The 13,180-nt window shown below is 60.9% G+C and carries 11 protein-coding genes; 8 read left to right on the top strand and 3 right to left on the bottom strand.

The features are described from left to right. The first annotated feature begins 354 nt into the window (after positions 1 to 354). Positions 355 to 2,994, top strand: coding sequence for a bifunctional lysylphosphatidylglycerol flippase/synthetase MprF (gene mprF / locus J1G18_RS18890; RefSeq protein WP_007964392.1), 2,640 nt, complete (start codon positions 355 to 357; stop codon positions 2,992 to 2,994). Continuing rightward, on the top strand, positions 2,994 to 4,286 hold the full coding sequence (locus tag J1G18_RS18885) for a virulence factor family protein (protein ID WP_007964390.1): 1,293 nt from the start codon (positions 2,994 to 2,996) through the stop codon (positions 4,284 to 4,286). Before mprF ends, J1G18_RS18885 begins: the two co-directional genes overlap by 1 nt. Before the next feature lie 198 nt (positions 4,287 to 4,484). Here the strand turns inward: J1G18_RS18885 and J1G18_RS18880 are convergent, their stop codons facing one another. Then, complete coding sequence (locus tag J1G18_RS18880) at positions 4,485 to 4,631, bottom strand: hypothetical protein (RefSeq protein ID WP_167734055.1); 147 nt, start codon at positions 4,629 to 4,631, stop codon at positions 4,485 to 4,487. A gap of 371 nt (positions 4,632 to 5,002) precedes the next feature. Here J1G18_RS18880 and J1G18_RS18875 point away from each other — a divergent pair, with 371 nt between their 5' ends. Further along, positions 5,003 to 5,329 (top strand): DUF3077 domain-containing protein, encoded by a 327-nt coding sequence (locus J1G18_RS18875; protein WP_223008256.1) that lies wholly within the window; start codon positions 5,003 to 5,005, stop codon positions 5,327 to 5,329. Positions 5,330 to 5,525: 196 nt separating this feature from the next. On the opposite strand, the gene J1G18_RS18870 is transcribed toward J1G18_RS18875, so the two are convergent. After that, the gene (locus tag J1G18_RS18870) at positions 5,526 to 7,367 is read right to left on the bottom strand and encodes a potassium transporter Kup (RefSeq protein ID WP_410477715.1); all 1,842 of its coding nucleotides are present in this window, start codon (positions 7,365 to 7,367) and stop codon (positions 5,526 to 5,528) included. Between the two features lie 349 nt (positions 7,368 to 7,716). Here J1G18_RS18870 and rimO point away from each other — a divergent pair, with 349 nt between their 5' ends. From rimO to tsaA, 5 genes are all read left to right on the top strand, one after another. Continuing rightward, complete coding sequence (gene rimO / locus J1G18_RS18865; RefSeq protein WP_003222282.1) at positions 7,717 to 9,054, top strand: 30S ribosomal protein S12 methylthiotransferase RimO; 1,338 nt, start codon at positions 7,717 to 7,719, stop codon at positions 9,052 to 9,054. A gap of 320 nt (positions 9,055 to 9,374) precedes the next feature. Then, entirely contained in the window at positions 9,375 to 9,848 is a 474-nt protein-coding gene (locus tag J1G18_RS18860; protein WP_027611095.1) for a GNAT family N-acetyltransferase, read from the top strand. A 189-nt stretch (positions 9,849 to 10,037) separates the two neighbouring features. After that, the gene (locus J1G18_RS18855) at positions 10,038 to 10,748 is read left to right on the top strand and encodes an rRNA pseudouridine synthase (protein WP_210558022.1); all 711 of its coding nucleotides are present in this window, start codon (positions 10,038 to 10,040) and stop codon (positions 10,746 to 10,748) included. Positions 10,749 to 10,820: 72 nt separating this feature from the next. Then, positions 10,821 to 11,288 (top strand): DUF1456 family protein, encoded by a 468-nt coding sequence (locus J1G18_RS18850; RefSeq protein WP_223008255.1) that lies wholly within the window; start codon positions 10,821 to 10,823, stop codon positions 11,286 to 11,288. Positions 11,289 to 11,473: 185 nt separating this feature from the next. After that, positions 11,474 to 12,172, top strand: a complete 699-nt coding sequence (tsaA, locus tag J1G18_RS18845) for a tRNA (N6-threonylcarbamoyladenosine(37)-N6)-methyltransferase TrmO (RefSeq protein WP_223008254.1) — start codon at positions 11,474 to 11,476, stop codon at positions 12,170 to 12,172. 171 nt (positions 12,173 to 12,343) lie between these two features. On the opposite strand, the gene fpr is transcribed toward tsaA, so the two are convergent. Continuing rightward, positions 12,344 to 13,123, bottom strand: a complete 780-nt coding sequence (gene fpr / locus J1G18_RS18840; protein ID WP_007908723.1) for a ferredoxin-NADP reductase — start codon at positions 13,121 to 13,123, stop codon at positions 12,344 to 12,346. Positions 13,124 to 13,180 lie beyond the last annotated feature (57 nt).

Here is a 13,180-nt window from a genome sequence, read left to right as displayed (position 1 = left end):
CGGGATGGAGCAGTCTGGTAGCTCGTCGGGCTCATAACCCGAAGGTCGTCGGTTCAAATCCGGCTCCCGCAACCAAACATCAAAAAAGGCTGCTCGAAAGAGTGGCCTTTTTTGTATCTGTGGAAAAAGTCCTTTCGCAACAATGATCTGTCACGCTGCAGTGAAACGCTCAGGATCATCAGACCCGCCGAGTTGCGACTATGCTTGAGTCGCAGGCAAGACGTCTGCAATCCATGACCCGCCCTCGCCGATCCCGGATGAGAGGCGTAGTATTTTGTGATTATTTTTTTCTACAGGGATTGGTAACTTGGCTGGATACCTCCATCCTGTCGCGCACAATCCAAGAGGTGATTGATGCGCGCCAACTCGTCTGATTCACAAGACACCGTCACAGCAGAACATCCGATCAAACCCGAGCGCCTGCGCTTGCTGGATCGGTTGAGCAAATATCGCCAGCCGATCGGTCTGGCGGTCACGTTGCTGCTGTTTGCCATTGCGCTGATTGCCTGCCGCCATCTGCTGAGCGAACTCGATCTGTATGCCCTGCATGACTCGATCCTGGCGGTGCCGAAACCGGCCCTGCTCGGCGCAGTGGCTGCTACGGTGGTCGGCTTCATCATATTGCTGGGCTATGAATGGTCGGCCAGCCGCTATGCCGGCGTGACACTGCCGCCGCGCACTCTGGCGCTGGGCGGCTTTACCGCATTTGCGATTGGCAACGCCATCGGCCTGTCGCTGCTGTCCGGCGGCTCGGTGCGCTACCGTTTATATGCACGCCATGGGCTGGGCGCCTCCGAAGTCGCGCACATGACGCTGTTCGCCAGCCTGTCGCTGGGTTGCGCCCTGCCACCGCTGGCGGCTCTCGCGACCCTGAGCGACCTGCCCGCCGCCTCCGCCGCACTGGGCCTGTCAGAAGGCCTGCTCGGCACGATTGCCATGGTGGTGCTGGGTCTGGGCGCGATTCTGGCGATCGGCATCTATCGCCGCCGCCTGCCGGAGCAGCCGTACCGCGACAACCTGCTGGTCAGGGCCGGTCGCCGGACGCTGCGCCTGCCGGGCCGACGCCTGACCTTCCTGCAACTGATCATCACCGCCCTCGACGTCGCCGCAGCGGCCACCGTGCTTTATCTGCTGCTGCCGGAAGCCCCGCCGTTCGGCGCGTTCCTGCTGGTGTACCTGCTGGCCCTGGCCGCCGGCGTCCTCAGCCATGTGCCTGGCGGTGTCGGGGTTTTTGAAGCGATCCTGCTTGCCGCGTTTGCCGACACCCTCGGGGCCGCGCCACTCGCCGCCGCCCTGCTGCTCTACCGTCTGATCTACGTCGTGCTGCCGCTGCTGGTGGCCTGCCTGTTCTTGCTGATCAACGAAGGCCAGCGCCTGTTCCAGACCCAGACCATGCGCGCCGCATCCGGTCTGGCCGCGCCGATTCTGGCGGTGCTGGTGTTTCTGTCCGGCGTGGTGCTGCTGTTTTCCGGTGCCACCCCGGAAATCGACACCCGTCTTGAACACATCGGTTTTCTGATCCCGCATCGTCTGGTTGACGCCTCGCACTTCGGCGCCAGCCTGATCGGTGTGCTGTGCCTGATGCTGGCGCAGGGCCTGCGCCGTCGCCTGTCAGCCGCGTGGATGCTGACCACCATTCTGTTGCTGGTCGGCGCCCTGCTCTCGCTGCTCAAAGGCTTCGACTGGGAAGAAGCCACGCTGATGACACTCACCGCTGCGCTGCTGGGAGTGTTCCGCCGTTCGTTCTATCGCCCGAGTCGCCTGACAGAACTGCCCTTCTCGCCGCTGTATCTGGTGGCCAGCCTTTGCGTCCTGGGCGCCTCGACCTGGTTGCTGCTGTTCGCCTATCAGGACGTGCCGTACAGCCATCAACTGTGGTGGCAGTTCACCCTCGACGCAGACGCCCCGCGCGGCTTGCGTTCGTTGCTCGGCGCCGCCGTGCTGTTACTGGTGATCGCGCTGACCTGGCTGCTGCGCACCGCGCGCCCGGTGATCCACCTGCCGACCCCGGACGAACTGGATCGCGCCGCGAAAATCCTGATGGCTTCGTCGCAACCCGATGGCGGCCTCGCGCTGACCGGTGACAAAGCGTTGCTGTTTCACCAGAACGACGAAGCCTTCCTGATGTACGCCCGCCGTGGCCGCAGCCTGGTGGCGCTGTACGACCCGATCGGCCCCGGCCAGCAACGCGCCGAGATGATCTGGCAGTTCCGCGACCTGTGCGACATCCATCACGCTCGCCCGGTGTTCTATCAGGTACGTGCGGAAAACCTGCCGTACTACATGGACATCGGCCTGACCGCGATCAAGCTCGGCGAAGAAGCCCGGGTCGATCTGCAGCGCTTTGACCTGGAAGCCAAGGGCAAAGAAATGAAGGACCTGCGCTACACCTGGAACCGTGGTACCCGCGATGGTCTGTCGCTGGAAATCCATGAGCCGGGCCAGGCGCCGATGGACGAGTTGAAAGTGATTTCCGATGCGTGGCTGACCGGCAAGAACGTGCGCGAGAAAGGTTTCTCCCTCGGTCGGTTCAGCGACGATTACCTGAAGCATTTCCGCATTGCGGTGATTCGCTTCGAAGGTCGCCCGGTGGCGTTCGCCAACCTGCTCGAGACTTTCAGCCATGACCTGGCCAGTCTCGACCTGATGCGCTCGCACCCGGACGCCCCCAAGCTGACCATGGAGTTCCTGATGGTCGGCCTGATTCAACACTATAAGAGTCACGGATACGCGCGCTTCAGCCTGGGCATGGTGCCGTTGTCGGGGTTGCAACCCCGGCGTGGTGCACCGCTGACCCAGCGTCTGGGTTCGATGGTCTTCCGCCGTGGTGAGCAGCTGTACAACTTCCAAGGCTTGCGCCGCTTCAAAGACAAGTTCCAGCCTGACTGGGAACCCCGTTATATGGCAGTGCCCGCCGGACTCGATCCGCTGGTGGCGCTGGCCGATACTGCCGCCCTGATCGCGGGTGGCTTGACTGGATTGGTGAAACGCTGATGATTCAACGCTCCCTGAAGTACATCCTGGCCGCACTGATCGTGCTGGCCGTGATTGCCGGCGGCGGTTACTGGTACCTCAAACGCCCGGCACCGCAACCGACTCTGCAACCACTGACGGCCGCCGACGGCACGGTCATGACCCGCGTCATACCCGGCACTCAGCCCAAAGCGCAGGTGCTGGTCGCGGTCAATGACGACCAGAAGCTGACCGACAACCAACTGAGCACCCTGAGCCGCAGCGCCTCGGCGCAGATCGTTCAAGTGATTCTGCCCAAGGACTGCCTGCAACAGAGCCGCGCCCTGCAAACCGGCCTGCGCGAACTGAATGGCCCGGCCACGCTGGTCAGCGGTATCGGCCCTGGCGCGGTACTGGCCTGGCGCTGGCTGTCCGAGCAGAAGGACGACAAGGCCCAGGCCATCTCGGTCGACCTGGCGCTGGAAAAACCCGGTTGCACCCACCTGCTGCCGAAATCCGCGGCGCATGGCCACTGGCTGGTGGCATGGAACGACAACCCGGACGACACCAGCGCCGGTTTCGTGCGCGATCAACCGAACGCCGAAACCAGCATCAGCGACTACGACATCAACCTGCCGCAAGTGCTGAACAACGAGCTGCGCAAGATCCTCGTCGGCGGCGACAAGGCCAACGGCGGTCTGGCGATCCCGGTGGTTGAAGTGCCGGCCGGTCAGGCCAAGGACACCGTGACCCTTTTCCTCTCCGGTGACGGCGGCTGGCGCGACCTCGACCGCGACGTGGCCGGCGAGATGGCCAAGATCGGCTACCCGGTGGTCGGCATCGACACCCTGCGTTACTACTGGCAGCACAAGAGCCCTGAGCAAAGCGCCCTGGACCTGACCGAACTGATGCAGCACTACCGGCAGAAATGGGGCACTAAACGCTTCATCCTGACCGGTTACTCGTTCGGTGCCGACGTCCTGCCAGCGATCTACAACCGCCTGCCGGACACCGAGCAGCAACGCGTCGACGCCATCATCCTGCTGGCTTTCGCCCGCACCGGCAGCTTCGAAATCGAAGTCGAAGGTTGGCTCGGCAACGCCGGCAAAGAAGCCGCCACCGGCCCGGAAATGGCCAAGCTGCCAGCGGCCAAAGTAGTGTGCATCTACGGCGCCGAAGAAACCGACGAAAGCGGCTGCACCGACAAGACCGCAGTCGGCGAAGCAGTGAAACTGCCCGGCGGCCACCACTTCGACGAGAACTACCCGGCGCTGGCCAAGCGTCTGGTGGACCTGATCGAGAAGCGCCAGAGCAAGGATCAGCCGGCAGAGTGATCTGCGCCGGCCAAACAAAAAGCCCCCGCAACTTCGCAGTTGCGGGGGCTTTTTACATCTCGGACGACTAACCCATTCCCCTGTAGGAGTGAGCCTGCTCGCGATAGCGGAGTGTCAGCCACCTAGTTGCCAACTGACACACCGCTATCGCGAGCAGGCTCACTCCTACAAGGGAATTGCGCTGAATTCAAATAATCATCAATCCTTGCAAGCGTATCTTGCCCGCATATAGTCATGGCTGATCGCTTGTGCCGGATCGAAGTTGATCAATCGCTCCATAGCTTGCGCTTCAATACGAAGGTTCTCGAGATCATCCTGCTTTTCTTGTTTCGATGATGCAGTCATACGCGTCTCGCTTATTTGCACACGCCAGTTCGTGTCAGACGTTTAGTATCGTTTACTTCCAGTTTCGCAATATCGGATGACGCCCACAGACCTTGTAGGCAAACTCCGAAACTCGTGTTCGGGCGCTTTGCGGCTCTATTGCGCTGTTTTTTGACGGGATACTCTCCGGACGTCGCTGACCCATTCAGCGATCGGGTGTGGTAACCCGGAGAACCCAGCGCAAGAGCCCGCTCATCGAGTAATGGCGGCTGTGCGTGGGACGCTTTCGAGCGTGCCGGTTTCCTTGGTTCCCGGTTTACCACCCTGCGTACAGTCGCCTCCCTTTCGTGTGGTAACGAAAGTCGCGGCACTTCGAACCAAGGAGTAACACGATGACCGAAACTGATCTGCACGGACCCGCAAACATTAAAACCATCGGCTTCACCCCTTTCCTCTACAACTCGGATCAAGCGTTCTTCAACGTCCGCGCCGGCATCCCGATCATCGATGCCCTGTCCCAATCCTCCGACCTGCTGTCCCTCGCCAAATCCTTCGCCGAGGACGCTGCCTTCATCAAAGACACCGACCGCCATGCCTGGGCTGCGCATTACCTGACGGTGATGGGCAAAGCCTTGATTGATGACGTGATCCAAGCGCTGATGCCGCGACCTGCGCGGACGAAGACCGAATCTGAAGAAGAATTGCCTGAAAGCCACTGACACCACAGAATCCTTGTGGGAGCGAGCTTGCTCGCGAATGCGGTGGATCAGCCACCACATGTCTCGACTGACACTCGGCCTTCGCGAGCAAGCTCGCTCCCACAGGGGATTTGCAGTGGGTTAGAGGTTTATGTGCGGGCACAAAAAAGCCCCCGCCAGCCTTGAAGCTGACGGGGGCTTTTCAGTTGAGGTGGGGTTACATCTCCACCTGCGTCCCCAGTTCAATCACCCGGTTCAGCGGCAGATTGAAGAACCGCAAGTTGCCGTTGGCATTCTTCAACATGAACGCAAACAACGCCTCGCGCCAGCGGGCCATGCCTTCGAGTTTCGAGGCGATCACCGTTTCGCGGCTGAGGAAGTAGGTGGTGCGCATCGGGCTGAAGTCCAGATCATCCAGATGGCACAGCTTCAACGCCTGCGGCACGTCCGGCTCGTCGGTGAAGCCGAAGTGCAGGATCACCCGGAAGAAGCCTTCGCCGTGAGCCTCGACCTCAAAGCGGCGCGATGGCGGCACGCGCGGGATATCTTCGTAGACCACGGTCAGGAGCACCACTTGCTCATGCAGTACCTGGTTGTGCAGCAGGTTGTGCAACAGCGCATGCGGCACCGCGTCGGAGCGTGCGGTGAGGAACACCGCAGTACCCTGCACACGGTGCGGCGGTTGCACGCGGATGCTGCTGATGAAGATCGGCAGCGGCAGCGCGCCTTCGTCGAGGCGATCGACCAGCAGCTCCTTGCCGCGTTTCCAGGTGGTCATCAGGATGAACAGCACGATCCCCGCCAGCACCGGGAAGGCACCGCCCTGAATGATCTTCGGCACGTTGGCCGCGAAGAACATGCCATCGACCAGCAGGAAACCAAGCAGAATCGGCACCGCCAGCAGCGGTGGCCATTTCCATAGCAGCAGGATCACCGCAGCCACCAGAATACTGGTGATCAGCATGGTGCCCGTCACTGCCACGCCGTAGGCAGACGCCAATGCGCCGGAGGACTCGAAACCGATCACCAGCAGAATCACGCCGACCATCAGCGCCCAGTTCACCGCACCAATATAGATCTGCCCCTGTTCGGCACTGGATGTGTGCTGAATGTGCATGCGCGGAATGTAGCCAAGCTGAATTGCTTGACGGGTCAGCGAAAACGCACCGGAAATCACCGCTTGCGAAGCGATCACCGTGGCCAGGGTTGCCAGCACCACCAAAGGCACCAGTGCCCAGTTCGGAGCCAGCAGGTAAAACGGGTTACGTGCCGCTTCCGGGTTTTCCAGCAGCAATGCGCCCTGACCGAAGTAATTCAGCACCAGTGCCGGCAGTACCAGCGCCAACCAGGCGCGGGCAATCGGCTTGCGCCCGAAGTGGCCCATGTCGGCATACAGGGCCTCAGCGCCGGTCAGCGCCAGCACCACCGCACCGAGAATCGCCACCCCCATGCCCGGGTGAACCATGAAGAAACGCACGCCCCAGATCGGGTTCAGCGCGCTCAATACTTCAGGGTGTCTGACGATCCCGCTGACACCCAGACCGCCCAGCACCAGGAACCACGCCACCATCACCGGACCAAACAGCTTGCCAATGCGATCGGTGCCGTGTTTCTGGATCAGGAACAGTCCGACCAGCACCACCAGCGCCATCGGCACCACCCAGCGCTCCAGGCCATCGAATGCCAGCTCCAGACCTTCCACCGCCGACAATACGGAAATCGCCGGGGTGATCATGCTGTCGCCGTAAAACAGTGCGGCACCGATCAATCCCAGGATCACCAGCACCGCCTGCAATTTGGGATAGCGGCTGGATGCGCGTCGCGCCAGGGCGGTCAGCGCCATGATCCCCCCTTCGCCCTGGTTGTCGGCCCGCAAGACGAACAACACGTACTTGATCGTGACGACCCAGATCAGCGACCAGAATATCAATGCCAGAATCCCGAAGACGCCGTCGTGATTGACCGGCACCCCATAATGACCGGCGAATACCTCTTTGAGGGTGTACAACGGGCTCGTGCCGATGTCGCCGTAAACTACCCCGACTGCCGCGACCAGCATGCTCAGCGGTTTTGCAGCCGAATGCTCGGCGCCCGCCGCCTGACTACTTGCCTGACCCATCCAACACTCCTGATTCTCGAACCGGCTTCTTTGAATGAAGCACTATGCTTTGTGGTGCAGCATGCGCTGTTTTACCTGTTGTTACAGACGTTTTGTTGACTGTAAAAAATTGGTAAAGCTCAACGGCGCGAAGCATAGCGCAGCACTCGTCGTATTTCCCTGCATAAAGCTGGTCAAGTGCGTTGCTCATCGCTAGAATTGCGCACTTTTTGATCAGAGGCGCACCCTAAGCGCCCATCCGTCGGCTTTCCCACACGGCAAGCGACGTCACAAAACACCGAGGTTAGACATGTCCACCACTCCTGCGCCGGCCAATCCAAAGGTTGGCTTCGTATCTCTGGGTTGCCCGAAAGCACTGGTCGACTCCGAGCGCATCCTGACCCAGCTGCGTATGGAAGGCTATGACGTGGTGTCCACCTATCAGGACGCCGACGTGGTGGTGGTCAACACCTGCGGCTTCATCGACTCGGCAAAGGCTGAGTCGCTGGAAGTGATCGGTGAAGCGATCAAGGAAAACGGCAAGGTGATCGTCACCGGTTGCATGGGCGTGGAAGAAGGCAATATCCGCGACGTACACCCGAGTGTGCTGGCCGTGACCGGTCCGCAGCAATACGAGCAAGTGGTCAACGCCGTGCACGAAGTCGTGCCACCGCGTCAGGATCACAACCCGCTGATCGACCTGGTGCCGCCGCAAGGCATCAAGCTGACTCCGCGTCATTACGCCTACCTGAAGATTTCCGAAGGCTGCAACCACAGCTGCAGCTTCTGCATCATTCCGTCGATGCGCGGCAAACTGGTCAGCCGTCCGGTGGGTGATGTACTCGACGAAGCCCAGCGTCTGGTCAAATCCGGCGTCAAAGAGCTGCTGGTGATCTCGCAAGACACCAGCGCCTACGGTGTCGACGTGAAATACCGCACCGGTTTCTGGAACGGCGCGCCGGTGAAAACCCGCATGACCGAACTCTGCGAAGCGCTGAGCACCTTGGGCGTGTGGGTCCGTCTGCACTACGTTTACCCGTACCCGCACGTCGACGAGTTGATCCCGCTGATGGCCGCCGGCAAGATCCTGCCGTACCTGGACATCCCGTTCCAGCACGCCAGCCCGAAAGTCCTGAAGGCGATGAAACGCCCGGCGTTCGAAGACAAGACTCTGGCGCGGATCAAGAACTGGCGCGAGATCTGCCCGGACCTGATCATCCGTTCGACCTTCATCGTCGGCTTCCCGGGCGAAACCGAAGAAGACTTCCAGTACCTGCTGAACTGGCTGACCGAAGCCCAGCTCGACCGCGTCGGCTGCTTCCAGTACTCGCCGGTCGATGGTGCGCCCGCCAATGATCTGGACCTTGAAGTGGTACCGGACGACGTCAAGCAGGACCGTTGGGAGCGCTTCATGGCGCACCAGCAGGCGATCAGCTCGGCACGCCTGCAGATGCGCATCGGCCGCGAGATCGAAGTGCTGGTGGACGAGGTCGACGAGCAAGGTGCCGTCGGCCGCTGCTTCTTCGATGCCCCGGAAATCGACGGTAACGTATTCATCGACAACGGCAGCAACCTCAAGCCGGGCGACAAGGTCTGGTGCAAGGTGACTGACGCTGACGAATACGATCTGTGGGCTGAGCAGATCTGATCTGAAGATCAAAAGCCCCTCACCCTAACCCTCTCCCTGAGGGAGAGGGAACTGATTGAGTTGCTCTTTCGAATGACGGCGACTTGAAATATCGAGTCGACCTCAGATTTTGAACAGCATGAAGATCAGCTCCCTTCCCCCCTTGGGGGGGAGAGGGTTGGGGTGAGGGGGAAGCTCTTGCAGGCAACATTAACAGCCAGCCAGACACCGAAATAAATACAAAAAGCCCCGCTCTTTTTACGAGATGCGGGGCTTTTTTGCGTCTATCGTTTGCAGTGGGAAGGAATCCCGCTCATCCATTTGAAAAGAGGCAGCCGGGCATGCGTCAGCATTCGGTCATTCACACGCCGAAACTCAGCGATTATCAGGAACTGACCCGGGTCTGGGAGGCCTCGGTTCGCGCGACCCATGATTTCCTGCCGGACAGCTACATCGAGTTGCTGCGTAATCTGGTGCTCACGCGTTACCTGGATGCAGTGATGCTGATCTGTACCAAGGACGCCAACCAGCGCATCACCGGATTCGCCGGGGTGGCGGCGGGCAAGATCGAAATGCTGTTCATCGATCCCGAGTATCGTGGCCAAGGCTTGGGCAAGAAACTGCTCAACTACGCCATGCAACATCTGAATGCCGATGAACTCGACGTCAACGAACAGAACCCGCAGGCACTGGGATTTTATTTCAAGCAGGGTTTTGAAGTGATCGGCCGCTCGGAGGTGGATGGCATGGGCCAGCCGTACCCGTTGCTGCATATGCGCCTGCGGCAGACCCAGCAGCGCTCAAGTAACGGCTGACACACCAAAGTACCCTTGTAGGAGTGAGCCTGCTCGCGATAGCGCCGGACCAGCCGACATCAATGCTGAATGTCAGACGGCAATCGCGAGCAGGCTCACTCCTACAAAAAACCACCTACCGAAATGGAACCGGGCTTAACCGGCGCCAGGCAGGTACAATGCCCACCCCTTTTTTGTTACGGCCCTGTCATGACTGACCCGATTCGCCTCTCCAAACGCCTCATCGAACTGGTCGGTTGCTCCCGCCGGGAGGCCGAGCTGTTCATCGAGGGCGGCTGGGTCACCGTGGACGGCGAAGTGATCGACGAACCGCAATTCAAGGTCGGCAACCAAAAGGTCGAGCTCGACAAGGACGCTCAGGCCACCGCGCCGGAGCCGGTCACGATTCTGCTCAACGTGCCGGCCGGCATGGATGTCGACACCGCCATGCAGTCGCTCAGCGCCGACACCCTCAGCGACGAGCACCGCTACGGCAAACGCCCGCTGCGCGGGCACTTCCTGCGCTTGACCGCCAGCGCCGATCTGCAGCCCAAGGCCAGCGGCCTGCTGGTGTTCACTCAGGACTGGAAAGTGCTGCGCAAACTGACTGCCGACGCGGCCAAGATCGAGCAGGAATACGTGGTCGAGGTCGAAGGCGACATGGTTGCCCACGGCCTCAATCGCCTGCAGCACGGCCTCACCCACAAGGGCAAGGAGCTGCCGCCGGTCAAGGCCAGCTGGCAGAACGAAAACCGCCTGCGCTTCGCCATGAAGAACCCGCAGCCGGGGATCATCGCGCAGTTCTGCGAAGCGGTTGGCCTGAAGGTCGTCGGCATCCGCCGCATCCGCATCGGCGGCGTGTCGATTGGCAAGGTTCCGGTGGGCCAATGGCGCTACCTGTCCGGCAAAGAGAAGTTCTAAGGCTTCCACTGCCGCCACACATTCCGGCAGCGCGCCTGCGTGCTGCCCACAACGATTATCAGGATTACCCACATGATTCATAACGACGTATTGCGTAGCGTGCGCTACATGCTCGACATCAGCGACAAGAAAGTCATCGAGTTCATCAAGCTCGGCGGCCTGGACGTGGAGCTGAAAGACGTCGTCGCGTACCTCGACAAGAAAGAAGAAGACGAAGAAGGCTTCGTGCGCTGCCCGGACGAAGTCATGGCGCACTTCCTCGACGGTCTGGTGGTGTTCAAGCGCGGCAAGGACGAAAGCCGTCCGCCGCAGCCGATCGAAGTGCCAGTGACCAACAACATCATCCTGAAGAAGCTGCGCGTGGCCTTCGAACTCAAGGAAGACGACATGCACGCGATCCTCAAGGCAGCCGAGTTCCCGGTGTCCAAGCCTGAGCTGAGCGCACTGTTCCGCAAGGTCGGCCACACCAATTACCGCGCGTGCGGCGACCAGTTGCTGCGCAACTTCCTCAAGGGCTTGACCCTGCGCGTTCGCGGCTGATCTGCGCCACAAGCTCTGAATCGGCGGCGCGGCCTTCGCGAGCAAGCCCGCTCCCACAGGTTTTGTGGCTGACACAAAACCGGACTCCACTCGAGATCCCTGTGGGAGCGGGCTTGCTCGCGAAGGCGTCGGCCCGGCCACCTCGGGTTATCATCCCCACCCCGCTCCCACCTCGACTCCAGACCATGACTTACAACGTCTCCCCCATCGGCTTCGTGCGTTCCTGTTTCAAGGAGAAGTTCGCCATCCCGCGCCAGCCGCAACTGGCCCCCGCCGCCCGTGGCGTGCTGGAGCTGGTGGCGCCGTTCGATCAGGGAGACGCCGTGCAAGGGCTGGAGCAGGTCAGCCATGTCTGGCTGTTGTTCCTGTTTCATCAGGCGCTGGAAGAAAAGCCGCGCCTGAAGGTGCGGCCACCGCGTCTGGGCGGTAACAAGTCCATGGGCGTGTTCGCCACCCGTGCGACGCACCGGCCCAATGGCATCGGGCAGTCTGTGGTGAAGCTGGACAAGGTCGAGGCCAATCGGCTGTTCATTTCGGGGATCGATTTGCTCGATGGCACACCGGTTCTCGACATCAAACCGTATGTGCCTTACGCCGACATCATCCCTGACGCCTCCAACAGCATCGCCAGCGCCGCGCCACAGCTGATTGATGTGCAGTGGACGGACGCCGCGCTGCAACAGGCGCATGGCCATGCTCAGCGCCTTGGCGAGCCTTTGGTCGAGCTGATCGAGCAGTGTCTGGCCCAGAATCCGCGTCCGGCGTATCAGACGCCGGCGCCGGAGCGCGAGTACGGTGCGCAGTTCTGGGATCTGGACGTGCGCTGGCATTACCCGACGCCGGAGCAGATCCGGGTACTGGAAGTCATCCCCGCCAACACCTGAATCCCCGGAAACGCAAAAGCCCGCGCTGCCTTCTCAGGCAACGCGGGCTTTTCTGTGTAGCACGAAACCAATGTGGGAGCGGGCTTGCTCGCGAAAGCGGTGCGCCATTCAACATTGACGTCGACTGACAGCCCCCTTCGCGAGCAAGCCCGCTCCCACAGGTATTGCGGGTTACTTCTCGACGAATGCACGCTCGATCAGGTAGTCACCCGGCTCCCGCATACGCGCCGAGATCTTCAGGCCGAAGCTGTCGAGCACTTCGCTGGTCTCGTCGAGCATGCTCGGGCTGCCGCAGATCATCGCGCGGTCGTCCTGCGGATTGATCGGTGGCAGACCGATGTCGCTGAACAGCTTGCCGCTGCGCATCAGGTCGGTCAGACGGCCCTGGTTCTCGAACGGCTCGCGGGTCACGGTCGGGTAGTAGATCAGCTTGTCACGCAGCGCTTCACCGAAGAACTCGTTCTGCGGCAGGTGCTCGGTGATGAATTCGCGGTAGGCGACTTCGTTGACGTAGCGTACGCCGTGCACCAGGATCACTTTTTCAAAGCGCTCGTAGGTTTCCGGGTCCTGGATCACGCTCATGAACGGCGCCAGACCGGTGCCGGTGCTCAGCAGATACAGATGCTTGCCCGGGTTCAGGTCGTCAAGCACCAGGGTGCCGGTAGGCTTCTTCGAGATGATGATCTCGTCGCCTTCCTTCAGGTGCTGCAGCTGCGAGGTCAGCGGACCATCCTGCACCTTGATGCTGAAGAACTCGAGATGCTCTTCCCAGTTCGGGCTGGCGATCGAGTAAGCGCGCATAAGCGGGCGGCCGTTGGGCTGTTGCAGGCCGATCATCACGAACTGACCGTTCTCGAAGCGCAGGCCCGGATCACGGGTGCACTTGAAGCTGAACAGAGTGTCGTTCCAGTGATGAACACTGAGGACACGCTCGTGGTTCATGTTGCTCATGTACGTGGGACTCCTGGATATTGGGTCTGCGCTCGCCTTTGCGGCCAACAGTGCGCA

The organism is Pseudomonas sp. MIS38, assembly GCF_019891575.1.
Taxonomy (GTDB): Bacteria; Pseudomonadota; Gammaproteobacteria; order Pseudomonadales; family Pseudomonadaceae; genus Aquipseudomonas; species Aquipseudomonas putida_A.
This window is presented reverse-complemented; position numbering and strand designations above follow the sequence as displayed.